Origin of the sequence: Enterobacter cloacae complex sp. P14RS, from assembly GCF_014895895.1 — a bacterium.
Lineage (GTDB): Bacteria > Pseudomonadota > Gammaproteobacteria > Enterobacterales > Enterobacteriaceae > Enterobacter > Enterobacter bugandensis.
The window spans coordinates 209,580-231,608 of record NZ_JADBQM010000011.1; the positions used below are offsets into that span (position 1 = coordinate 209,580).

Annotated in this window: 21 protein-coding genes; 14 read left to right on the plus strand and 7 right to left on the minus strand. The window is 56.1% G+C overall.

All coding sequences use genetic code 11. The annotated features are described in order from the left end of the window. The first annotated feature begins 2 nt into the window (after nucleotides 1–2). The 12 genes from murD to mutT all read left to right on the plus strand — a co-directional run bounded on the left by murD (nucleotide 3) and on the right by mutT (nucleotide 14,398). Nucleotides 3–1,319, plus strand: a complete 1,317-nt coding sequence (murD, locus tag IM295_RS10270; RefSeq protein WP_028015507.1) for a UDP-N-acetylmuramoyl-L-alanine--D-glutamate ligase — start codon at nucleotides 3–5, stop codon at nucleotides 1,317–1,319. Next, nucleotides 1,319–2,563: a cell division protein FtsW gene (gene ftsW / locus IM295_RS10275; protein ID WP_028015508.1), complete on the plus strand. Its 1,245-nt coding sequence runs from the start codon at nucleotides 1,319–1,321 to the stop codon at nucleotides 2,561–2,563. The genes murD and ftsW overlap by 1 nt, the downstream gene beginning before the upstream one ends. After that, a complete protein-coding gene (gene murG / locus IM295_RS10280; protein ID WP_028015509.1) occupies nucleotides 2,560–3,624 on the plus strand; it encodes an undecaprenyldiphospho-muramoylpentapeptide beta-N-acetylglucosaminyltransferase in 1,065 nt (354 codons plus the stop codon). Before ftsW ends, murG begins: the two co-directional genes overlap by 4 nt. 56 nt (nucleotides 3,625–3,680) lie before the next feature. Beyond that, nucleotides 3,681–5,156, plus strand: a complete 1,476-nt coding sequence (murC, locus tag IM295_RS10285; RefSeq protein ID WP_028015510.1) for a UDP-N-acetylmuramate--L-alanine ligase — start codon at nucleotides 3,681–3,683, stop codon at nucleotides 5,154–5,156. Next, nucleotides 5,149–6,069, plus strand: a complete 921-nt coding sequence (locus IM295_RS10290; protein ID WP_047367325.1) for a D-alanine--D-alanine ligase — start codon at nucleotides 5,149–5,151, stop codon at nucleotides 6,067–6,069. The genes murC and IM295_RS10290 overlap by 8 nt, the downstream gene beginning before the upstream one ends. 1 nt (nucleotide 6,070) lies before the next feature. Next, nucleotides 6,071–6,913: a cell division protein FtsQ gene (gene ftsQ, locus IM295_RS10295; RefSeq protein WP_045259458.1), complete on the plus strand. Its 843-nt coding sequence runs from the start codon at nucleotides 6,071–6,073 to the stop codon at nucleotides 6,911–6,913. Then, nucleotides 6,910–8,166, plus strand: coding sequence for a cell division protein FtsA (gene ftsA, locus IM295_RS10300; protein ID WP_006173845.1), 1,257 nt, complete (start codon nucleotides 6,910–6,912; stop codon nucleotides 8,164–8,166). The genes ftsQ and ftsA overlap by 4 nt, the downstream gene beginning before the upstream one ends. A 63-nt stretch (nucleotides 8,167–8,229) precedes the next feature. Further along, nucleotides 8,230–9,381, plus strand: a complete 1,152-nt coding sequence (ftsZ, locus tag IM295_RS10305; RefSeq protein WP_008501978.1) for a cell division protein FtsZ — start codon at nucleotides 8,230–8,232, stop codon at nucleotides 9,379–9,381. Nucleotides 9,382–9,482: 101 nt separating this feature from the next. Next, entirely contained in the window at nucleotides 9,483–10,400 is a 918-nt protein-coding gene (gene lpxC / locus IM295_RS10310) for a UDP-3-O-acyl-N-acetylglucosamine deacetylase (RefSeq protein WP_006810110.1), read from the plus strand. A gap of 280 nt (nucleotides 10,401–10,680) precedes the next feature. Beyond that, nucleotides 10,681–11,184 (plus strand): secA translation cis-regulator SecM, encoded by a 504-nt coding sequence (secM, locus tag IM295_RS10315; protein ID WP_028015513.1) that lies wholly within the window; start codon nucleotides 10,681–10,683, stop codon nucleotides 11,182–11,184. 58 nt (nucleotides 11,185–11,242) lie between these two features. After that, entirely contained in the window at nucleotides 11,243–13,948 is a 2,706-nt protein-coding gene (gene secA / locus IM295_RS10320; protein ID WP_193066640.1) for a preprotein translocase subunit SecA, read from the plus strand. 57 nt (nucleotides 13,949–14,005) lie between these two features. Beyond that, nucleotides 14,006–14,398 carry an 8-oxo-dGTP diphosphatase MutT gene (mutT, locus tag IM295_RS10325; RefSeq protein WP_028015515.1) on the plus strand — a complete coding sequence of 131 codons (393 nt, stop codon included), beginning with the start codon at nucleotides 14,006–14,008 and terminating at the stop codon, nucleotides 14,396–14,398. 34 nt (nucleotides 14,399–14,432) lie between these two features. Here the strand turns inward: mutT and yacG are convergent, their stop codons facing one another. From yacG to coaE, 3 genes are read right to left on the minus strand one after another with little or no spacing between them, the layout of a single operon-like run. Further along, nucleotides 14,433–14,627, minus strand: a complete 195-nt coding sequence (gene yacG, locus IM295_RS10330; protein WP_028015516.1) for a DNA gyrase inhibitor YacG — start codon at nucleotides 14,625–14,627, stop codon at nucleotides 14,433–14,435. Between the two features lie 9 nt (nucleotides 14,628–14,636). Next, nucleotides 14,637–15,380 (minus strand): cell division protein ZapD, encoded by a 744-nt coding sequence (gene zapD, locus IM295_RS10335; RefSeq protein WP_193066641.1) that lies wholly within the window; start codon nucleotides 15,378–15,380, stop codon nucleotides 14,637–14,639. After that, nucleotides 15,380–16,000: a dephospho-CoA kinase gene (gene coaE / locus IM295_RS10340; protein WP_028015518.1), complete on the minus strand. Its 621-nt coding sequence runs from the start codon at nucleotides 15,998–16,000 to the stop codon at nucleotides 15,380–15,382. The genes zapD and coaE overlap by 1 nt, the downstream gene beginning before the upstream one ends. Nucleotides 16,001–16,228: 228 nt before the next feature. Between coaE and IM295_RS10345 the strand changes: the two genes are divergently transcribed. Then, entirely contained in the window at nucleotides 16,229–17,272 is a 1,044-nt protein-coding gene (locus tag IM295_RS10345) for a GMP reductase (protein WP_193066642.1), read from the plus strand. Between the two features lie 41 nt (nucleotides 17,273–17,313). Here IM295_RS10345 and hofC read toward each other — a convergent pair whose 3' ends face one another. The 4 genes from hofC to nadC form a co-directional block, all read right to left on the minus strand. After that, nucleotides 17,314–18,498, minus strand: coding sequence for a protein transport protein HofC (gene hofC / locus IM295_RS10350; RefSeq protein WP_193066643.1), 1,185 nt, complete (start codon nucleotides 18,496–18,498; stop codon nucleotides 17,314–17,316). Continuing rightward, nucleotides 18,488–19,870, minus strand: a complete 1,383-nt coding sequence (gspE, locus tag IM295_RS10355; protein ID WP_193066644.1) for a type II secretion system protein GspE — start codon at nucleotides 19,868–19,870, stop codon at nucleotides 18,488–18,490. Before gspE ends, hofC begins: the two co-directional genes overlap by 11 nt. Nucleotides 19,871–19,880: 10 nt before the next feature. Continuing rightward, entirely contained in the window at nucleotides 19,881–20,318 is a 438-nt protein-coding gene (gene ppdD, locus IM295_RS10360; protein WP_045259464.1) for a prepilin peptidase-dependent pilin, read from the minus strand. A 174-nt stretch (nucleotides 20,319–20,492) separates the two neighbouring features. Beyond that, nucleotides 20,493–21,386: a carboxylating nicotinate-nucleotide diphosphorylase gene (nadC, locus tag IM295_RS10365; protein ID WP_045259465.1), complete on the minus strand. Its 894-nt coding sequence runs from the start codon at nucleotides 21,384–21,386 to the stop codon at nucleotides 20,493–20,495. 87 nt (nucleotides 21,387–21,473) lie between these two features. On the opposite strand from nadC, the gene ampD reads away from it, so the two are divergent. Beyond that, nucleotides 21,474–22,025, plus strand: a complete 552-nt coding sequence (ampD, locus tag IM295_RS10370; RefSeq protein ID WP_028015524.1) for a 1,6-anhydro-N-acetylmuramyl-L-alanine amidase AmpD — start codon at nucleotides 21,474–21,476, stop codon at nucleotides 22,023–22,025. Nucleotides 22,026–22,029 lie beyond the last annotated feature (4 nt).

Below are 22,029 nucleotides of genomic sequence, written 5' to 3' on the forward strand. Positions count from 1 at the left end.
TCATGGCAGATTACCAGGGTAAAAAAGTCGTTATCATCGGGTTAGGCCTCACCGGCCTCTCCTGCGTGGACTTTTTCCTTGCGCGCGGCGTTACTCCGCGCGTGATGGATACGCGTGTCTCTCCGCCGGGTCTGGACAAACTGCCGGAACAGGTTGAACGCCACCTTGGTGGTCTGAATGATGACTGGCTGCTGGCAGCCGATCTGATTGTCGCCAGCCCGGGTATGGCGCTGGCGCACCCTTCACTGAGCGCTGCTGCGGATGCGGGCGTTGAGATTGTCGGCGATATCGAGCTGTTCTGCCGCGAAGCGCAGGCGCCGGTTATCGCGATCACCGGTTCTAACGGCAAAAGCACCGTCACTACCCTGGTGGGTGAAATGGCGAAAGCCGCGGGCATGAACGTAGGGGTAGGCGGCAATATCGGCCTGCCCGCGCTGATGCTGCTGGACAAAGGCTGCGAGCTTTACGTTCTGGAACTTTCCAGCTTCCAGCTTGAAACCACCTCCAGCCTGCATGCGGCGGCGGCAACGATCCTCAACGTGACGGAAGATCATATGGATCGATATCCATTTGGTCTGCAGCAGTATCGCGCGGCCAAGCTGCGTGTTTACGAAAATGCCAAAGTTTGCGTGGTTAACGCCGACGACGCTCTGACCATGCCGGTGCGCGGCGCGGACGAGCGCTGCATCAGCTTTGGTATCACCATGGGTGATTATCATCTGAACCGCCAGCTGGGCGAAACCTGGCTGCGCGTGAAAGGTGAAAAAGTGCTGAACGTGAAGGAGATGAAGCTTTCCGGCCAGCACAACTATACCAATGCCCTGGCGGCGCTGGCGCTGGCAGATGCCGTAGGGCTGCCGCGCTCTTCCAGCCTGAAAGCGTTGACCACGTTTTCCGGCCTGGCACACCGTTTCCAGCTGGCGCTGGAGCATAACGGCGTTCGCTGGATTAACGACTCCAAAGCGACCAATGTGGGAAGCACGGAGGCCGCGCTGAACGGTCTGCACGTTGACGGCACCCTGCATCTTCTGTTGGGTGGCGACGGCAAATCCGCTGATTTCTCCTCCCTGAAACAGTACCTCACCGGCGATAACATCCGCCTGTACTGCTTTGGCCGTGACGGCAGCGAGCTGGCTGAACTACGCCCGGAAGTTGCTGAGCAAACTGAAACGATGGAACAGGCGATGCGCCTGATTGCCCCGCGCGTGCAGCCTGGCGACATGGTTCTGCTCTCCCCGGCGTGCGCCAGCCTCGATCAGTTTAAGAATTTCGAACAGCGTGGCGATGTCTTTACCCGCCTTGCGAAGGAGTTAGGCTGATGCGTTTATCTCTCCCTCGCCTGAAAATGCCGCGCCTGCCAGGATTTGGAATTCTGGTGTGGCTGTTTGCGGCGCTGAAAGGCTGGGTGATGGCTTCACGGGATAAAGATTCCGATAGCCTGATTATGTACGACCGCACCCTGTTCTGGCTGACGCTGGGGCTGGCGGCGATCGGCTTTATCATGGTGACCTCAGCCTCCATGCCCGTTGGACAGCGACTGGCGAACGATCCCTTCCTGTTCGCCAAGCGTGACGGGCTGTACATCATTCTGGCGTTCTGCCTGGCGCTGGTAACGCTTCGTCTGCCGATGGCCTTCTGGCAGCGCCACAGTACCGCGATGCTGATCGCCTCCATTATCATGCTGCTGATCGTGCTGGTTGTCGGGAGCTCCGTTAACGGGGCATCACGCTGGATCGCCTTCGGTCCGCTGCGTATTCAGCCTGCGGAGTTCACCAAGCTTTCGTTATTCTGCTACCTGGCAAACTACCTGGTGCGAAAAGTCGATGAGGTGCGAAACAACCTTCGCGGCTTCTTAAAGCCGATGGGCGTCATTCTGGTGCTGGCGATCCTGCTGCTGGCGCAGCCTGACCTCGGGACCGTTGTCGTACTGTTTGTCACCACGCTGGCGATGCTGTTCCTGGCAGGGGCCAAGCTGTGGCAGTTCATCGCTATCATCGGGATGGGGATTTCAGCGGTGGTGCTGCTGATCCTCGCCGAGCCTTACCGTATCCGCCGCGTGACCTCGTTCTGGAACCCGTGGGAAGATCCGTTCGGTAGCGGTTACCAGCTGACGCAGTCGCTGATGGCGTTTGGCCGCGGTGAAGTCTGGGGGCAAGGCCTGGGCAACTCGGTGCAGAAACTGGAGTATTTACCGGAGGCGCACACCGACTTCATCTTCTCCATTATTGGGGAAGAACTGGGTTATATCGGTGTGGTATTAGCGCTTTTAATGGTATTCTTCGTCGCTTTCCGCGCCATGTCGATTGGCCGAAAAGCGCTGGAGATCGATCACCGCTTCTCAGGCTTCTTAGCCTGCTCAATTGGTATCTGGTTTAGCTTCCAGGCACTGGTTAACGTCGGGGCCGCAGCGGGTATGCTGCCGACCAAAGGTCTGACGTTGCCGCTGATCAGCTATGGTGGTTCGAGCCTGTTGATCATGTCGACGGCCATTATGTTTTTGTTACGCATAGATTATGAGACGCGTCTGGAGAAAGCCCAGGCGTTTACACGAGGTTCACGATGAATCAACCGAAGCGGTTAATGGTGATGGCAGGCGGTACCGGTGGACACGTGTTCCCGGGGCTGGCGGTTGCGCACCATTTAATGGAGCAGGGCTGGCAGGTACGCTGGCTGGGAACCGCAGACCGCATGGAAGCCGATCTGGTACCGAAGCACGGTATTGAGATCGACTTTATTCGTATTTCCGGCCTGCGAGGCAAAGGCCTCAAGGCCATGCTGCTGGCGCCGGTGCGTATTTTTAACGCCTGGCGTCAGGCGCGCACCATCATGAAGCGCTTTAAGCCCGATGTGGTGCTGGGTATGGGCGGCTATGTTTCTGGTCCCGGCGGGCTGGCCGCGTGGTCGTTAGGCATTCCCGTTGTTCTGCACGAGCAGAACGGTATTGCCGGTCTGACCAACAAGTGGCTGGCGAAAATCGCCACCAAAGTGATGCAGGCGTTTCCCGGCGCGTTTCCGAAAGCGGACGTGGTGGGTAACCCGGTGCGCGTCGACGTGCTGGCGCTGCCTCTACCGGATGCCCGCCTGGCGGGACGTGAAGGCCCGGTTCGTGTTTTGGTCGTTGGTGGTTCTCAGGGTGCGCGCATTCTGAATCAGACAATGCCGCAGGTGGCCGCAAAGCTGGGTGATGCCGTGACTATCTGGCACCAAAGCGGTAAAGGCGCTCAGCAGACCGTTGAGCAGGCGTACGCTGATGAAGGCCAGCCGCAGCATAAAGTGACGGAATTTATTGACGATATGGCCGCAGCCTATGCCTGGGCCGATGTTGTGGTCTGCCGCTCTGGCGCGCTGACGGTGAGCGAAATCGCCGCCGCCGGCTTGCCAGCGCTGTTCGTGCCGTTCCAGCACAAGGACCGACAGCAGTACTGGAACGCGCTGCCGCTTGAGAAAGCCGGCGCGGCGAAAATTTTTGAGCAGCCACACTTTACCGCCGATGCGGTCGCCACCACCCTGGCGGGCTGGAACAGAGACGCACTGCTGGAGATGGCGCAGCGCGCGCGCGCTGCCGCTATCCCGGATGCGACAGAACGGGTGGCAAAAGAAGTGAGCCTGGCAGCCCAGGCTTAACCCTCGCAGCGCGTGTTGCGCTGCACGAATTTTAAGTAGTCGATGGCGTTTAGAGAATGAATACACAACAACTGGCAAAACTGCGTTCAATCGTGCCCGAGATGCGTCGCGTCCGGCACATTCACTTTGTTGGCATCGGTGGTGCCGGCATGGGCGGTATTGCCGAAGTGTTAGCTAACGAAGGTTATCAGATCAGCGGGTCTGACCTGGCGCCAAACCCTGTCACGCAGCAGCTGGCGTCGCTTGGGGCGACTATCTATTTCAACCATCGCCCGGAAAACGTGCGCGATGCAAGCGTGGTGGTGGTATCGAGCGCCATCTCCTCTGACAATCCGGAAATCGTTGCCGCGCACGAAGCGCGCATTCCGGTGATCCGCCGCGCAGAAATGCTGGCGGAACTGATGCGGTTCCGTCACGGCATTGCGATTGCCGGTACCCACGGTAAAACCACGACCACGGCGATGGTTTCCAGCATTTATGCGGAAGCGGGTCTCGATCCGACGTTTGTCAATGGCGGTCTGGTGAAAGCCGCAGGCGTCCATGCGCGTCTGGGCCACAGCCGTTATCTGATTGCGGAAGCGGATGAGAGCGACGCGTCGTTCCTGCACCTGCAGCCGATGGTGGCGATTGTCACCAATATCGAAGCCGACCATATGGATACCTACCAGGGCGACTTCGAAAACTTAAAGCAGACCTTCATCAACTTCCTGCACAACCTGCCGTTTTATGGCCGCGCGGTGATGTGCGTGGACGACCCGGTGATCCGCGAGCTGCTGCCGCGCGTCGGTCGTCAAATCACCACCTACGGCTTCAGCGAAGACGCTGACGTCCGCGTGGAAGAGTACAAACAGATTGGTGCGCAGGGGCATTTCACTCTGGCGCGTCAGGACAAAGAGCTGCTGCACGTCACGCTGAATGCGCCAGGGCGCCATAACGCACTTAACGCCGCAGCGGCAGTGGCTGTTGCGACGGAAGAAGGCATTGATGATGAGGCGATCCTGCGCGCGCTGGAAAGCTTCCAGGGGACAGGGCGTCGCTTCGACTTCCTCGGCGAGTTCCCGCTGGATGCGGTGAATGGTAAGCCAGGTACCGCGATGCTGGTGGACGACTACGGTCACCATCCGACGGAAGTCGACGCGACCATCAAAGCCGCACGCGCGGGCTGGCCGGAGAAGAATCTGGTGATGATCTTCCAGCCGCACCGCTTCACGCGTACCCGCGATCTGTATGACGATTTCGCCAGCGTGCTGTCACAGGTGGATACCCTGCTGATGCTGGATGTTTACGCCGCCGGCGAAACGCCAATTCCAGGCGCAGACAGCCGTTCCCTGTGTCGTACCATCCGCGGGCGCGGTAAAGTTGACCCTATTCTGGTTTCTGACCCGGCACAAGTGGCGGAAATTCTGGCACCGGTCCTGACCGGTAACGATCTCATCCTGATTCAGGGTGCGGGAAATATCGGCAAGATCGCCCGTACCTTAGCTGAAATCAAACTGAAGCCGCAAACCCAGGAGGATGAGCATCATGGCTAATAAGATTGCAGTCCTCTCTGGCGGCAACTCCGCCGAGCGCGAGGTTTCTCTGAATTCCGGTGCAGCCGTGCTGGCGGGCCTGCGTGAAGGCGGCGTAAACGCACATATTGTCGATCCAAAAGAGGTCGACGTGACGCAATTAAAAGCGATGGGCTTCGATAAGGTCTTTATCGCGTTACATGGTCGTGGCGGTGAAGACGGAACCCTGCAAGGGCTTCTGGAGCTGATCGGCCTTCCTTACACCGGCAGCGGCGTGATGGCATCCGCCATCTCTATGGATAAACTTCGCAGTAAGTTACTCTGGCAGGGAGCGGGTTTACCCGTTGCGCCGTGGGTGGCGCTGACGCGCGGCGAATTTGAATTGGGCCTGTCGGACAGCGTTAATACACGCATTGCGGCACTGGGCTTACCGGTTATTGTAAAGCCGAGCAGGGAAGGGTCGAGCGTCGGGATGTCAAAGGTCGATAAAGCTGAAGATTTAACATCTGCTTTAGCGCTGGCATTTCAACACGATGAAGAAGTTCTGATTGAAAAATGGCTCAGCGGGCCGGAATTTACCGTCGCGATGCTTGGCGAAGAAATTTTACCGTCAATTCGCATCCAACCCGCCGGAGTCTTCTATGATTATGAGGCGAAGTATCTCTCTGATGAGACGCAATATTTCTGCCCTTGTGGTCTTGAAGCAGAGCGCGAAGCCGAATTACAGTCCCTGGTGCTTAAAGCCTGGAATGTTTTGGGCTGCAGCGGCTGGGGACGCATTGATGTGATGCAGGACAATGACGGGCAGTTTTATCTGCTGGAAGCCAATACCTCACCAGGAATGACCAGCCACAGCCTTGTGCCGATGGCGGCGCGTCAGGCGGGAATGAGCTTCTCGCAGTTAGTCGTACGTATTCTGGACCAGGCGGGCTGATATGTCTCAGGCTGCATTGAACACGCGCAACCGCGATGACGAAGAAGAATACACTTCTTCACGCCGGAGTAATGGAACGCGTCTTGCAGGAATAATTTTCCTGCTCGGGGTGCTGTGCACCGTGTTTATCAGCGGCTGGATGGTGCTGGGCTGGATGGAAGACGCACAGCGGTTGCCGCTGTCAAAGCTGGTGGTGACCGGCGAGCGTCACTACACGCGTAACGATGATATTCGCCAGTCTATTCTGGCGCTGGGATCGCCCGGCACCTTTATGACGCAGGACGTCAATATTATTCAGAGCCAGATTGAACGTCTGCCCTGGATAAAACAGGCGAGTGTCAGAAAACAATGGCCTGATGAATTGAAGATTCATCTGGTTGAATATGTGCCCATTGCGCGTTGGAATGATCAGCACATGGTTGACGTAGATGGAAATTCCTTCAGCGTCCCGAGCGATCGTGTCAACAAGCAAAATTTACCGATGTTGTATGGCCCTGAAGGCAGCGAAAACGAAGTATTGCAGGGTTTTCGTGAAATGGGGCAGGTGCTGGCGAAGGACAGGTTTACGTTAAAAGATGCTGCGATGACGGCGCGCCGCTCCTGGCAGCTGACGTTGACGAACGGCATTAAGCTCAACCTGGGACGCGGCGACACAATGAAACGTCTTGCGCGTTTTGTAGAACTTTACCCGGTTTTACAACAGCAGGCGCAGGCGGACGGCAAACGGATAAGCTACGTTGATTTGCGCTATGACTCAGGCGCAGCAGTCGGTTGGGAGCCGGCTCCGGTCGAGGAACCTAATCAGCAACAGAATCAGGCACAGGTACAGGCAGAACAACAATGATCAAGGCGACGGACAGAAAACTGGTAGTTGGACTGGAGATTGGCACCGCGAAGGTTGCCGCTTTAGTAGGGGAAGTTCTGCCCGACGGTATGGTCAATATCATTGGCGTGGGCAGTTGCCCGTCCCGTGGTATGGATAAAGGTGGGGTAAACGACCTTGAGTCGGTGGTGAAATGCGTACAGCGCGCCATCGACCAGGCTGAATTAATGGCAGATTGCCAGATTTCTTCTGTCTATCTGGCCCTTTCTGGCAAGCACATTAGCTGCCAGAACGAAATCGGTATGGTGCCGATTTCTGAAGAAGAAGTGACGCAGGAAGACGTTGAAAACGTTGTGCATACGGCGAAGTCCGTGCGCGTTCGCGATGAGCATCGCGTGCTGCACGTGATCCCGCAGGAATATGCGATTGACTACCAGGAAGGGATCAAGAACCCGGTTGGTCTGTCTGGCGTGCGTATGCAGGCAAAAGTGCACCTGATCACATGTCACAACGATATGGCGAAGAACATCGTAAAAGCCGTTGAACGTTGTGGCCTGAAAGTTGACCAACTTATTTTCGCCGGTCTGGCGGCAAGTTATTCCGTGCTGACCGAAGACGAACGTGAACTGGGTGTCTGTGTGGTGGATATCGGTGGTGGTACAATGGACATGGCCGTGTATACCGGCGGTGCGCTGCGCCACACCAAAGTGATCCCTTACGCAGGGAACGTTGTGACCAGCGATATTGCTTACGCTTTTGGTACGCCACCGAGCGATGCAGAAGCGATTAAAGTACGCCACGGCTGTGCGCTGGGGTCTATCGTTGGTAAAGATGAGAGCGTTGAGGTGCCGAGCGTGGGCGGCCGTCCGCCGCGTAGCCTGCAGCGCCAGACGTTGGCAGAGGTAATTGAGCCGCGCTATACCGAGCTGCTCAACCTGGTCAACGAAGAGATTTTACAGCTTCAGGAACAGCTTCGTCAGCAGGGTGTTAAGCATCATCTTGCGGCGGGGATTGTATTAACCGGCGGTGCAGCGCAAATTGAAGGTCTTGCGGCCTGCGCTCAGCGCGTGTTCCATACGCAGGTGCGTATTGGTGCGCCGCTGAATATTACCGGTTTAACGGATTATGCTCAGGAGCCGTACTATTCAACGGCTGTGGGCCTGCTCCACTACGGGAAGGAATCTCATCTCAGTGGTGAAGCGGAAGTGGAAAAACGCGTCTCAGTGGGGTCGTGGGTCAAACGACTGAACAACTGGCTGCGAAAAGAGTTTTAATTTTTTAAAGAGACCGGAGAGAATTAGCGGTCTCGGGCGACAGGCACAACGGAGAGAGAAATTATGTTTGAACCTATGGAACTGACCAACGACGCGGTGATTAAAGTCATCGGCGTCGGTGGCGGCGGCGGTAACGCCGTAGAGCATATGGTGCGTGAACGCATTGAAGGTGTTGAATTCTTCGCAGTTAACACCGATGCGCAGGCACTGCGTAAAACGGCAGTTGGCCAGACTATCCAGATCGGCGGTGGCATCACCAAAGGACTGGGCGCTGGGGCTAACCCGGAAGTCGGTCGCAACGCGGCTGAAGAAGATCGTGAAGCCCTGCGTGCTGCACTGGAAGGTGCGGACATGGTCTTCATCGCAGCGGGCATGGGCGGCGGTACCGGTACCGGTGCAGCACCTGTTGTCGCTGAAGTAGCTAAAGATTTAGGTATCCTGACCGTTGCTGTCGTGACCAAGCCTTTCAACTTCGAAGGCAAAAAGCGTATGGCCTTCGCGGAACAGGGTATCACCGAGCTGTCCAAGCATGTGGACTCGCTGATCACCATCCCGAACGACAAGCTGCTGAAAGTTCTGGGTCGTGGTATCTCCCTGCTGGACGCCTTCGGCGCAGCAAACGACGTGCTGAAAGGCGCGGTCCAGGGTATCGCAGAACTGATTACCCGTCCTGGCCTGATGAACGTTGACTTTGCAGACGTTCGCACCGTCATGTCCGAAATGGGCTACGCGATGATGGGCTCTGGCGTGGCGAGCGGCGAAGACCGTGCGGAAGAAGCGGCTGAAATGGCTATCTCTTCTCCACTGCTGGAAGATATCGATCTGTCCGGTGCGCGCGGCGTGCTGGTCAACATTACCGCTGGCTTTGACCTGCGTCTGGATGAGTTCGAAACCGTGGGTAATACCATCCGCGCGTTCGCCTCTGACAACGCGACCGTGGTAATCGGTACTTCCCTTGACCCGGAAATGAACGACGAGCTGCGTGTTACCGTTGTTGCGACCGGTATCGGTATGGACAAGCGTCCTGAGATCACCCTCGTGACCAACAAGCAGACTCAGCAACCGGTAATGGATCGTTACCAGCAGCACGGTATGTCTCCTCTGACTCAGGAGCAAAAACCAGCCGCGAAAGTGGTGAACGACCCAACGCCGCAAACGGCAAAAGAGCCAGATTATCTGGACATCCCGGCGTTCCTGCGTAAGCAAGCTGACTAAGAATTGGCTGGAATTTGGGGATTTGCGCTCTTTGTGCTAAACTGGCCCACCGTTAGTGATATACACTCTCGGTTGGATAGTTAATTTGGCGAGATTATACGATGATCAAACAAAGGACACTTAAACGTATCGTTCAGGCGACGGGTGTCGGTTTACATACCGGCAAGAAAGTCACACTGACGTTACGCCCTGCGCCGGCCAATACCGGGGTCATCTATCGTCGCACCGACTTGAATCCACCGGTAGATTTTCCGGCCGATGCCAAATCTGTGCGTGATACAATGCTCTGTACTTGTCTGGTGAACGAGCATGACGTGCGGATTTCTACCGTAGAGCACCTGAACGCCGCCCTGGCGGGTCTGGGTATCGACAACATTATTGTTGAAGTCGATGCGCCAGAAATCCCGATTATGGATGGTAGTGCTGCGCCGTTCGTTTATCTGTTGCTGGATGCCGGCATCGAAGAACTGAACTGTGCGAAGAAATTTGTTCGCATCAAAGAGACCGTTCGCGTCGAAGATGGCGACAAGTGGGCTGAATTCAAACCGTACAATGGTTTCTCGTTGGACTTTACCATCGACTTTAACCATCCGGCGATTGACTCCAGCACCCAGCGCTACGCGATGAACTTCTCTGCTGATGCGTTTATGCGCCAGATCAGCCGCGCACGTACGTTTGGCTTCATGCGTGATATCGAATATCTGCAGTCCCGCGGCCTGTGCCTGGGCGGCAGCTTCGATTGTGCCATCGTTGTTGACGATTATCGCGTACTGAACGAAGACGGCCTGCGTTTTGAAGATGAATTCGTTCGTCACAAAATGCTGGATGCGATCGGCGACCTGTTCATGTGTGGTCACAACATCATTGGTGCATTTACCGCGTTCAAATCCGGTCATGCACTGAACAACAAATTGTTGCAGGCCGTCCTGGCAAAACAGGAAGCCTGGGAATATGTGACCTTTGAAGACGAAGCGGAACTGCCGCTGGCGTTCAAAGCACCGACTATGGTCCTAGCGTAACGGTTAACGCCGTTTCGTAAGAAAAGCGACTGGTTCACCTGGTACTCTCTCCGACCAGGGAAGCCAGTCGTTTTTATTTCTGCCCTTCTTTGATTTGCCCCTCTACTCCCTGGCCATTGTCGGGTGCCGAATAACGGTGTGTTCGTTGCATTATTGACCGTTTTTACCTGCTGCAAGGTGTCATTCCTGCTGCTGCGTATTGGCTTTAGTGGTAATATCTGGGCGCTAAAAAAGAAAAACTGAACTCAGCCTGCACTGGCGGGCGATTGTGGTGGAGCAAGTGAGCGGAATACTGACGCGCTGGCGACAATTTGGCAGACGTTACTTCTGGCCGCATCTCTTATTAGGGATGGTCGCGGCGAGTTTCGGCTTGCCTGCGCTCAGCAACAGTGCGGAAGCGGCGACGCCAGCACGTTCCACGACAACTAAACACGATCTCTCGACGCGGGTTAACTTTACTAATCTCGCGTGGCTTGAAGCCAGCCGTCGTCCTAATTTCTCAGTTGATTACTGGCAGCAGCACGCCATCCGCACGGTTATTCGTCATCTGTCGTTCGCGATGGCGCCGCAGACGATGCCTGTTGCTGAAGAGTCGCTGCCGGTTCAGGCTCAGCATCTTGCCCTGCTCGATACGCTTAATGCGCTTCTGACGCAGGATAACCAGCCGCCCGTGACCGTGAGTCAGACGGCGCAAACCTGGTTTGTTCCTCCTGTATCATTCTCCGTTTCGACATGGATTAGCCAGGTTCACGGCATCCGTGCCGGGCCTCAACGCCTCAGCTAAATTAACCTTTTTCAATACCTTAATTTATCTGCCCGTCTGGGGCGTTTGAGAATTTATTATGCTAATCAAATTATTAACCAAAGTTTTTGGTAGTCGTAACGATCGTACCCTGCGCCGTATGCGCAAAGCTGTAAACATCATCAACGGTATGGAACCGGCGATGGAGAAGCTCTCTGATGATGAGCTGAAGGCGAAAACCGCGGAGTTCCGCGCACGCCTGGAAAAAGGCGAAACCTTAGAGAGCCTGATCCCGGAAGCTTTCGCCGTTGTGCGTGAAGCGAGCAAACGCGTGTTCGGCATGCGTCACTTCGACGTTCAATTGCTGGGCGGTATGGTGCTTAACGAACGTTGCATCGCGGAAATGCGTACCGGTGAAGGTAAAACCCTGACCGCAACGCTGCCGGCTTACCTGAACGCGCTGACCCGGAAAGGCGTTCACGTCGTTACCGTCAACGACTATCTGGCGCAGCGTGACGCCGAAAACAACCGTCCGCTGTTCGAATTCCTCGGCATGACCGTCGGCATCAACATGTCCGGCCTGCCGGCACCCGCCAAGCGCGAAGCGTATAACGCGGACATCACCTACGGCACCAACAACGAATACGGCTTCGACTACCTGCGCGACAACATGGCGTTCAGCCCTGAAGAGCGCGTCCAGCGTAAGCTGCACTATGCGCTGGTGGATGAGGTGGACTCCATTCTGATCGATGAAGCGCGTACCCCGCTGATCATCTCAGGCCCGGCTGAAGACAGCTCCGAGATGTACCGTAAAGTCGACAAAATCATTCCACACCTGCTGCGTCAGGAGAAAGAAGACTCCGATACCTTCCAGGGTGAAGGCCACTTCTCCGTAGATGAAAAAGCGCGCCAGGTGAACCTGACCGAACGCGGTCTGGTGAAAATCGAAGAGCTGCTGGTGGCTGAAGGCATTATGGAAGAAGGTGAGTCTCTGTACTCTCCGAGCAACATCATGCTGATGCACCACGTGACCGCCGCGCTGCGCGCCCACGCGCTGTTCACCCGCGACGTTGACTACATCGTGAAAGACGGCGAAGTCATCATTGTTGATGAACACACCGGCCGTACCATGCAGGGTCGTCGCTGGTCCGATGGCCTGCATCAGGCCGTTGAAGCGAAAGAAGGCGTGGATATCCAGAACGAAAACCAGACGCTGGCATCCATCACCTTCCAGAACTACTTCCGTCTGTATGAGAAGCTGGCGGGGATGACCGGTACCGCAGATACCGAAGCGTTTGAATTCAGCTCCATCTACAAGCTGGATACCGTGGTGGTGCCAACCAACCGTCCGATGATCCGTAAGGATATGCCGGACCTGGTGTACATGACCGAAGCGGAAAAAATTCAGGCGATCATCGAAGATATTCGCGACCGTACTGCCAATGGTCAGCCGGTTCTGGTGGGGACCATCTCCATCGAGAAATCCGAGGTGGTTTCCAATGAGCTGACCAAAGCAGGCATCAAGCACAACGTTCTGAACGCCAAGTTCCACGCTAAAGAAGCGGACATTGTTGCTCAGGCGGGCTATCCGGGAGCCGTGACCATCGCCACCAACATGGCGGGTCGTGGTACCGATATTATGCTCGGAGGTAGCTGGCAGGCTGAAGTCGCAGAGCTGGAAAACCCAACGCTAGAGCAGATCGAGCAGATCAAAGCCGACTGGCAGGTGCGTCACGACGCGGTGCTGGCATCCGGTGGTCTGCACATCATTGGTACCGAGCGTCACGAATCTCGTCGTATCGACAACCAGCTGCGCGGCCGTGCGGGCCGTCAGGGTGATGCCGGTTCTTCCCGCTTCTACCTGTCTATGGAAGATGCGCTGATGCGTATTTTCGCCTCCGACCGCGTGTCCGGCATGATGCGTAAGCTGGGCATGAAGCCTGGTGAAGCCATTGAGCACCCATGGGTGACTAAAGCGATCGCTAACGCCCAGCGTAAAGTGGAAAGCCGCAACTTTGATATTCGTAAGCAGCTGCTGGAATATGATGACGTGGCCAACGATCAGCGTCGCGCGATCTACACCCAGCGTAACGAACTGCTGGACGTGTCCGACGTGAGCGAAACCATCAACAGCATCCGCGAAGATGTGTTCAAAGCCACCATCGACGCGCATATTCCACCGCAGTCTCTGGAAGAGATGTGGGACGTTGAAGGCCTGCAGGAACGTCTGAAAAACGACTTCGATCTCGATCTGCCAATCAAAGAGTGGCTGGATAAAGAGCCTGAGCTGCATGAAGAGACCCTGCGCGAACGTATCTTTGAAACCGCGCTGGAGGTTTATAAGCGTAAGGAAGAAGTGGTTGGCGCTGAGATGATGCGTCACTTCGAAAAAGGGGTGATGCTGCAGACGCTGGACTCCCTGTGGAAAGAGCACCTGGCGGCGATGGACTACCTGCGTCAGGGTATCCACCTGCGCGGCTATGCGCAGAAAGATCCGAAGCAGGAGTACAAGCGTGAATCCTTCTCCATGTTTGCCTCTATGCTGGAGTCACTGAAGTACGAAGTGATCAGCACCCTGAGCAAGGTTCAGGTGCGCATGCCGGAAGAAGTGGAAGCGATGGAGCAGCAGCGTCGTGAAGAAGCTGAGCGTCTGGCGCAGATGCAACAGCTGAGCCACCAGACTGACGAAAGCGAAGCCGCAGCAGCGATCGCCGCGCAGACCGGCGATCGTAAAGTCGGTCGTAACGATCCGTGTCCGTGTGGTTCCGGTAAAAAATACAAGGCGTGCCACGGCCGCCTGAGCTAAGAACATAACTAACTGAAAAGGCGCAGATATCTGCGCCTTTTTTATGGAAGTGACGCTATGAAAATACTGCAAATTGCCGTCGGGATTATTCGCAACCCGCAAAACCAAATCTTCATCACCCAGCGCGCTGCTGACGCCCATATGGCGAACAAGTGGGAGTTTCCTGGCGGGAAAATCGAATCAGGAGAAACCCCGGAAGAGGCGCTGGTGCGTGAGCTGCAGGAAGAGGTGGGGATTACCCCGCTTGGCGCCACGCTGTTCGATAAGCTGGAGTATCAGTTTCCCGACAGGCACATCACGCTGTGGTTCTGGCTGGTGGAAAGCTGGGAAGGTGAACCCTGGGGAAAAGAGGGACAGCCGGGTAACTGGGTGGAACTTCAGGTCAGTGATGCCGACAAATTCCCGCCAGCCAATGAGCCTGTGATCCGCCGCTTAGCGACAAACATGTAGGCCTGCCGAACGAATCGCCAGCAGGCTTTGAACGTTACTGCTGGCTTTCGCTCCAGTCATCGCTATCCGAGAGGTCGCCTTCGCTCGGAATTCGTTTCTCTTCTGCCGCCCATTCGCCCAGATCAATGAGCTGACAGCGCTTGCAGCAGAACGGGCGAAACGGACTCACTTCTCCCCAGACGACAGTTTTCCCACAGGTTGGGCAGTTTACGGTGGTGACGTCAGACATTGGCACTCCTTAACAACAGGCCAGTTCAAAATCGAGGCGTTCCGGCACGGTGCCATTTTCACTGTCCAGCGGCATAAAGCGGATCGCGAAACGGCTTTTATGCCCGGAAATTTGCGGATAAAGCTGCTCGCCAAGCGACAAATTTAGACGCAGAAGATCGGCGTCGTCGCCGTTGTCCTGATAAAAACCGTTGAGACTGGTTTGCTTGCGGAACGGGGCAGAGTTACGCACAAGATCGAGGATCAGCGATAGCGTCTGATTCATCGGCTCCAGGCTACCCAGCCAGCTGTTTACCTGGCGATCGCGCTGTTCCTGCGGCATATGCAGCCACATATGCAGCGTTGGCAGATCAAAGCTACAGCAACCGCCCGGTATGCTCAGGCGCTGGCGCACCAGCGCTATCAAACGGTCTTCTCGTAAATATTGCCCAACGCGCGGCGCGGCCATCAGCGTCGTGCTGCTGTTTTTCAACTGCTGGCGTAAGGCGTCAATTCGATTTTGATCCACGCCCGGTACTTCGGCCCAGGCCTGTAATTTACGCTGCTGGCGCTCCAGCTCTTTCAACAGCTCCGTGCGGACATCGCCACGTTCAATCACATCCAGCAGATCGCCTACGTTGCGAAAGAAGTGCAACGCCGTGGCATGATCGTTAACAGGCAGATGTTGTGAAAGCTGTTGGATGAGAAATTCAATGCGCAGCCAGGTACGCATTTTTTCATTAAGCGGGTGCTCAAAAAGGATGTGAGTCGACATTATGGTTTTTCCTGTGCAACGGCCTGCGCGGCGAAGGTTAGATACTGCTCGTGCAGGCGGGCAACATCCGATGCAATGGCATCTGGTGCGCCGTTATTATCAATAACATCATCCGCAACGGCAAGGCGCTGAGCGCGAGTGGCCTGAGCGGCAAGAATTTGTTCAGCATGTTCACGCGAGACGTGGTCGCGCGTCATGGTTCGCTGGATTTGCGTCTCGGGTGTGACATCAATCACCAATACCCGATTGGCTTTCTTATGCAGCTGATTTTCTACCAGGAGCGGAACCACCCACAGGACATAGGGCGAGCGGGCTGCGGCTATCTGACGCTGAGTTTCCTGGTGGATAATGGGGTGGAGCAGGGCATTAAGCCAGGCTTTTTCCGCAGAATCGGAAAAAATATATTCGCGAAGCTGACGGCGGTTCAGTGTGCCATCGGCATTGATGATTGCCTGACCGAAATGGTCGGCGATGGCCTTTAGCGCGGGTGTATTGGGCTCTACCACCTGACGGGCAATAATATCAGCATCAATAATCGCGATGCCGAGACGAGAAAACGCGTCCGCAACGGTACTTTTGCCACTACCGATGCCGCCGGTTACTGCGACGATATACCCCATTAAATCAAATCCTGGGAATTATTCATTATGGAAATCAGTTGCTTAAAAAACAAACGTGCGACAGTAATTGTTTGATTCTCTTTACCGGCTTTTTACCAGGTAAATTTATAGGATTGTAGCGTAAAAAAAGAGAATTTCGCAGTCTTGCGGAGCAGGTATTAGTGCGTATGATAGCGTCACTGGAGTTGTGCTTTTAACATATTTGCCTCTAACCCCAGGAATCCGCACATGCGTATCGAAGAAGATCTGAAGTTAGGTTTCAAAGACGTTCTTATCCGCCCTAAACGCTCTACACTGAAAAGTCGCTCAGACGTTGAACTCGAACGTCAATTCACCTTTAAGCATTCCGGTCAGACGTGGTCTGGCGTGCCAATCATTGCTGCCAACATGGATACAGTCGGTACCTTTGAGATGGCAACGGCGCTGGCTCAGTTCGATATTCTTACTGCAGTCCACAAGCACTACACTCCTGAAGAGTGGAATGCGTTTGTTGCGTCCGCCTCTGCTGACGTGGTGAAGCACGTGATGGTTTCCACCGGTACTTCCGACGCCGATTTCGAGAAAACCAAACAGATCCTGAATGCCAACCCGGCGCTTAGCTTCGTTTGTATTGATGTGGCGAACGGTTACTCCGAGCACTTCGTGCAGTTCGTCAGCAAGGCGCGCGAAGCCTGGCCGACCAAAACTATCATTGCGGGCAACGTGGTGACCGGTGAAATGTGTGAAGAGCTGATCCTTTCCGGTGCCGACATCGTGAAAGTGGGCATTGGCCCGGGCTCCGTATGCACCACGCGCGTGAAAACCGGAGTTGGTTATCCGCAGCTTTCCGCGGTCATTGAATGTGCCGACGCGGCGCACGGCCTGGGCGGCCAGATCATCAGCGACGGCGGTTGCACCATGCCGGGCGATGTCGCAAAGGCCTTTGGCGGCGGCGCGGACTTCGTGATGCTCGGCGGTATGCTGGCAGGCCACGAAGAGAGCGGCGGCATCGTGGTGGAAGAGAACGGCGAGAAATTCATGCTGTTCTACGGTATGAGCTCTGAATCTGCGATGACCCGTCACGTCGGTGGCGTGGCTAAATACCGTGCGGCAGAAGGCAAAACCGTGAAGCTGCCTCTGCGCGGCCCGGTTGAAAACACCGCGCGCGACATCCTGGGCGGCCTGCGCTCAGCCTGTACCTACGTGGGTGCATCCCGCCTGAAAGAGCTGACGAAACGCACAACGTTTATTCGCGTTCAGGAGCAGGAAAACCGCGTTTTCAATAGCCTGTAACGGCTTTCGCTGGCGCATGTTCGTGCGCCAGCGCTGCTGCACTACCCCGCGCTCATCGCATCACCCAGATGGAAAATCGGCAGATACATTGCCACCACCAGCGTGCCGATGATAACCCCCGTAACAACCAGGAGCAGTGGCTCCAGAAGCGCCGCCAGATTGTCTGCCCGTTGAAAGGTCTGTTCCGTGTGATGGCGAGCAAGGTTTGCCAGCATGACGTCCAGCGAACCTGACATCTCGCCGGTTCGCAAAAGCTGAATACAGAGCGGGGTAAACATTGCCGCCTTCTGAAAGGACGACCAGACGGGGAGACCTTTTTCAATGTTCTCGCGTATGCTGCGGAGTATTCCCTCCCAGTATCGGCTTTCAACAGTCTCTTCTGCACTTTCAAGCCCCTGTAAGAATGCAATGCCCGCCTGCTGCGTGAGCGACAGCACGGTGAAGATCTGTCCCAGCTTTTGCCCTTTCGCCAGCGCTCCCATTACGGGAAAACCCAGCAGAATACGCTGCCAGCGAGGATGGTGTCGCAGAGGCCAGGCTGCGGTTACGGGAACAAGCAGCATCGCGAACAGCGCAAGGGCATATGACTGCATAAACGCGGCTATCCCCATAACAATTCGCGTCAGCGCCGGAAGCGGGGTATTAAAGGTTTTGTAGATCGCGGCAAATTCGGGCAAAACCAGGGTGACCATTGCCAGCACGACGAGCACGGCCAGCGTCAGGACGATCGCCGGGTAGCGCAGCGCTTTTTTCACCTTCGCGCTGAGCTGCTGCTGCGCTTTTTGCTGCTCTGCAAGCTCTCGGCAGCACGCTTCAAGCTTCCCCGTTAGCTCTCCGGTTTTCACCATTGAGATATGCAGTGGGCTAAAGACCGCTGGCCACCGTTTGAGCGCCTCAGAAAAAGGACAGCCTTCACTGAGTTCATCGGCAACGTTTTGCAGTAGCCCCCGCCACGGTTCTACTGGATGTTGGTCTGCCAGCATTTGCAGACTATGCGCGAGCGTCAGCCCGGCCTGCAGGAGCGTTGCGAGCTGACGAAACATCTCGTAGCAGTGATGTGGACGCCAGCGGTGCCTTTGAGCGCATCGGGTCAGGGCCAGAGGATGGAGGTCGTTACGCATCAGCCTGGTGAAGGCTGCGTTGCGGTCGGTGGCCCAGAGTACCCCGTTTCGGGGTTCTCCTTCAGCGGAGAGTGCTCGCCAGCGCCAGAGTTGATTAGCAGCCATCGGGCATACCCAGAACACGCACTAACTCTTCAAGCGTGGTCATCCCTTGTTCAACGGCCATGCAGCCGTGTTCAAACAGCGAGATGAGTCCAGCCTGTCGGGCGCTGGCTTCAATCACCTCGGTGCCTGCCCCGCTGGCAATAGCCTGGCGCAGGGGATTATCGATCGCAAGTACTTCAAAAATGGCCACGCGCCCGTAAAAACCATGATAACAACGATCGCAGCCTGCAGGCTGCCAGCGAGGAAGTTGCCGCGGCCAAATCGAACGCGGCAGGTCCGTATGCTCCCCTGTTTTCTGTCGGCAGTGCGGGCAAAGGCGCCGAACCAGCCGCTGGGCAATCACCATCGAAAGCGCGGAAGAGATCATCCAGCGCGCCACGCCCATCTGCTCCAGACGAATGAGGGTTTCCGTCGTCGAGTTGGTGTGCAGCGTCGACAATACCAGATGCCCGGTCTGCGCGGCTTTAATGGCAATTTCTGCCGTTTCACCATCGCGAATTTCCCCTACCATAATGATGTCCGGATCCTGACGGAGCAGCGCTCTCAGTACGCTCTGGAATGTTAAGCCCGCGCGGGGGTTAACCTGCGTCTGATTTAACCCCGCAAGCGGGATCTCGATGGGATCCTCCACGCTGCAGATGTTGACGTCAGGGATGTTACGCGCCTGCAGCGCGCTGTAGAGCGTTACGGTTTTGCCGCTGCCCGTCGGGCCGGTGACCAGAATTAGCCCCTGAGGCTGGTGGAGTACCTCATTAAAACAGGCCAGCTGTTTAGCGCTCATGCCAAGCGCGTTCGGCTCCAGCGCCTGCTGAACCTGATGTAGCAAACGCAGCACAATTTTCTCACCGCCATTGCAGGGAAGCGTGGCGATACGAAACGAGACCGGCTCGTTTGTCAGCTCAATCGTAAACTGGCCGTCCTGCGGCAAGCGTCGTTCCGCAATATCCAGATTACCCAGCACTTTTAACCGGGCGCTGAGCATCGTCGCCAGCGCGGCGGAAAGAGGAGGCTGCGGATAAAGAACCCCGTCGATACGTAAGCGGATCTGGCACGCGTGCTCCATTGGTTCGATATGGATGTCAGACGCGCGCTGGTTTACTGCCTGCTGCAGCGTGTGGTTGAGGATGTCCACCGCGGAGTGGGGTTGCGAAACGACGGGCAGATGCGATTGCGCGGTTAACTGCCGGTGCTTTTCCATGCGTTCAGCGCTCCAGCATTCGATATCAATCCGCTTCTGGGTCGCGAAGCGCAGGGCCTCCATAAGTTCAGGCGCGGGGGTTCCCACGACGGCGATGCTAATCATGTCGCTGTCGCTGGTGAGCAGCAGGGCATGGTGGCGAAGACAAAGCGCCACGAGTTGATCGGTGTTCATTATCCGCTCCTTAGTTAGTGTCGAAGCGGAAGACGTCTTCGCAGGCCTGCTTAAGCGCGCTGTCAGCACTGATATTGCAGTCACGCGTCCAGCCCGTCATACCGTTGCCGTTGCTCCACTGCGGCGTCATGGTTACCGTCAGCCCGTTCAGGCTCTCCTGGCCTGTTAAGGTCACGATCCCTTTCGCCACGCTCATTCCTGAAACGTAACGCGTCGTGGCAGGAGAGGGTATACCGTTACTGCCGGCATCGCAGCTTTCCACGCCGCCGCGATCGAGTGCGCAAAGCTCAATGGCAGTGCGATAGGGAACGAAAGTTTGCAGCATATCGGTGAGGGCTGCTTTACGCAGGTAGTTCTGATAGGCGGGAACGCCGATGGCGCTCAGAATCGCAATAATGCCAATGACCACCATCAGCTCAATGAGTGTGAATCCTTGTTGTCTGTCCATATCTGCTCCTTATGCAAAGTGGCGCTACTTTGTCAGCGGGACAGGGCAGAAACGAGGGGCAAAAAAGAGAACGAGAAAGGAGCTTCAGAGAATTCATTCCGTGTTGCAGAGAAGGACAATGGATTTGCGAGCGAGGCTGAAATTCCCCTCTCCGGGCAGAGAGGGGAGCGTGCGTTATTTGAAGCGCATTGAGAGATCGAGGGCGCGAACGTGCTTGGTCAGCGCGCCAACGGAGATGTAATCCACGCCGGTTTCGGCGAACTCACGGATCGTCTCGAAAGTGACGTTTCCGGACACTTCAAGCTGGGCCCGGCCGTTGGTCAGTTTCACCGCCTCGCGCATCTGCTCCGTCTCGAAGTTATCGAGCATGATGATATCGGCCCCGGCCTTGATCGCCTGCTCCAGCTCTTCCAGGCTTTCGACCTCCACCTCAACCGGCACATCCGGATGCAGCCAGAAGGCCTTTTCCACCGCCTGACGCACGGAGCCAGAAGCAATAATGTGGTTCTCTTTAATCAGGAAAGCATCGGATAAGCCCAGACGATGGTTTGCGCCGCCGCCGCAGAGCACCGCGTACTTCAGCGCAGTGCGCAGGCCCGGCAGCGTTTTGCGGGTATCAAGCAGCTGGGTACGGGTGCCGGCCAGCAGATCAACGTAGCGGCGCACTTCACTGGCGACGCCAGAGAGCGTTTGGACAAAATTGAGCGCGGTACGCTCGCCGGTCAGTAATACGCGGGAAGGACCGTCCAGCTCGAACAGCGGCTGATTGGCGGTCACTGCATCACCATCATCAACGTGCCATGTCACCTGTACATCGTCACCCGCCAGCTGAGTAAAGACCTCTTCAACCCAACGCTTGCCGCAAAAAACGCCCTCCTCACGGGTGATAATGACCGCGTGCGAGCGTGTCTCTTTTGGCAACAATTGTGCGGTAATATCTTTATCGGCGTTAACGTCACCCCCCAGGTCTTCTTTCAACGCATGGGCGACGCTTGCCGGAATATCCATATTAATACGTTCCAGAAGCGCTTCACGTCGGTGGTCGGGGTTGTAGCGGCGAGGCGGCATGATAAAACTCCAAATTGGTAACGAATCATAATATTGAAACATGCTACTCTGAACCGAGTCATTGCACCATACAGAAGGAGTTCCAGCATGTTGTTAGAAAACGGATGGCTGGTGGATGCGCGGCATGTGCCCTCGCCGCACCACGACTGCCGCCCGGAGGATGAAAAGCCCACACTGCTGGTGGTTCATAATATTAGCCTCCCGCCGGGTGAGTTTGGCGGCCCGTGGATCGATGCGTTATTCACGGGAACGATAGATCCCAATGCTCATCCCTTCTTCGCTGAGATTGCGCATCTGCGCGTGTCGGCTCACTGCCTGATTCGCCGTGATGGTGAGGTGGTTCAGTATGTTCCTTTTGATAAGCGCGCCTGGCATGCCGGGGTATCGATGTATCACGGGCGCGAACGGTGCAACGATTTCTCGATTGGGATTGAGCTGGAAGGCACGGATACTACCCCCTACACCGATGCCCAGTATCAGCAGCTGGTTGCTATTACCCACACGCTTATCGGACTCTACCCGGCAATCGCCGACAATATTACCGGGCACAGCGATATCGCTCCGGCGAGAAAAACCGATCCCGGCCCGGCATTTGACTGGCCGCGGTTTCGCGCCATGCTTGCCGCGTCGTCAGAATAAGGAG

Bases quoted from the DNA above. Each gene is read 5' to 3' on its own strand.
- murC (WP_028015510.1), top strand. From the start codon at position 3,681: ATGAATACACAACAACTGGCAAAACTGCGTTCAATCGTGCCCGAGATG.
- IM295_RS10345 (WP_193066642.1), top strand. From the start codon at position 16,229: ATGCGTATCGAAGAAGATCTGAAGTTAGGTTTCAAAGACGTTCTTATC.
- ampD (WP_028015524.1), top strand. From the start codon at position 21,474: ATGTTGTTAGAAAACGGATGGCTGGTGGATGCGCGGCATGTGCCCTCG.
- nadC (WP_045259465.1), bottom strand. From the start codon at position 21,386: ATGCCGCCTCGCCGCTACAACCCCGACCACCGACGTGAAGCGCTTCTG.
- ftsW (WP_028015508.1), top strand. From the start codon at position 1,319: ATGCGTTTATCTCTCCCTCGCCTGAAAATGCCGCGCCTGCCAGGATTT.
- murD (WP_028015507.1), top strand. From the start codon at position 3: ATGGCAGATTACCAGGGTAAAAAAGTCGTTATCATCGGGTTAGGCCTC.
- murG (WP_028015509.1), top strand. From the start codon at position 2,560: ATGAATCAACCGAAGCGGTTAATGGTGATGGCAGGCGGTACCGGTGGA.
- ftsA (WP_006173845.1), top strand. From the start codon at position 6,910: ATGATCAAGGCGACGGACAGAAAACTGGTAGTTGGACTGGAGATTGGC.
- gspE (WP_193066644.1), bottom strand. From the start codon at position 19,870: ATGAACACCGATCAACTCGTGGCGCTTTGTCTTCGCCACCATGCCCTG.
- zapD (WP_193066641.1), bottom strand. From the start codon at position 15,380: ATGTCGACTCACATCCTTTTTGAGCACCCGCTTAATGAAAAAATGCGT.
- ftsQ (WP_045259458.1), top strand. From the start codon at position 6,071: ATGTCTCAGGCTGCATTGAACACGCGCAACCGCGATGACGAAGAAGAA.
- secA (WP_193066640.1), top strand. From the start codon at position 11,243: ATGCTAATCAAATTATTAACCAAAGTTTTTGGTAGTCGTAACGATCGT.
- lpxC (WP_006810110.1), top strand. From the start codon at position 9,483: ATGATCAAACAAAGGACACTTAAACGTATCGTTCAGGCGACGGGTGTC.
- hofC (WP_193066643.1), bottom strand. From the start codon at position 18,498: ATGGCTGCTAATCAACTCTGGCGCTGGCGAGCACTCTCCGCTGAAGGA.
- mutT (WP_028015515.1), top strand. From the start codon at position 14,006: ATGAAAATACTGCAAATTGCCGTCGGGATTATTCGCAACCCGCAAAAC.
- ppdD (WP_045259464.1), bottom strand. From the start codon at position 20,318: ATGGACAGACAACAAGGATTCACACTCATTGAGCTGATGGTGGTCATT.
- IM295_RS10290 (WP_047367325.1), top strand. From the start codon at position 5,149: ATGGCTAATAAGATTGCAGTCCTCTCTGGCGGCAACTCCGCCGAGCGC.
- ftsZ (WP_008501978.1), top strand. From the start codon at position 8,230: ATGTTTGAACCTATGGAACTGACCAACGACGCGGTGATTAAAGTCATC.
- coaE (WP_028015518.1), bottom strand. From the start codon at position 16,000: ATGGGGTATATCGTCGCAGTAACCGGCGGCATCGGTAGTGGCAAAAGT.
- yacG (WP_028015516.1), bottom strand. From the start codon at position 14,627: ATGTCTGACGTCACCACCGTAAACTGCCCAACCTGTGGGAAAACTGTC.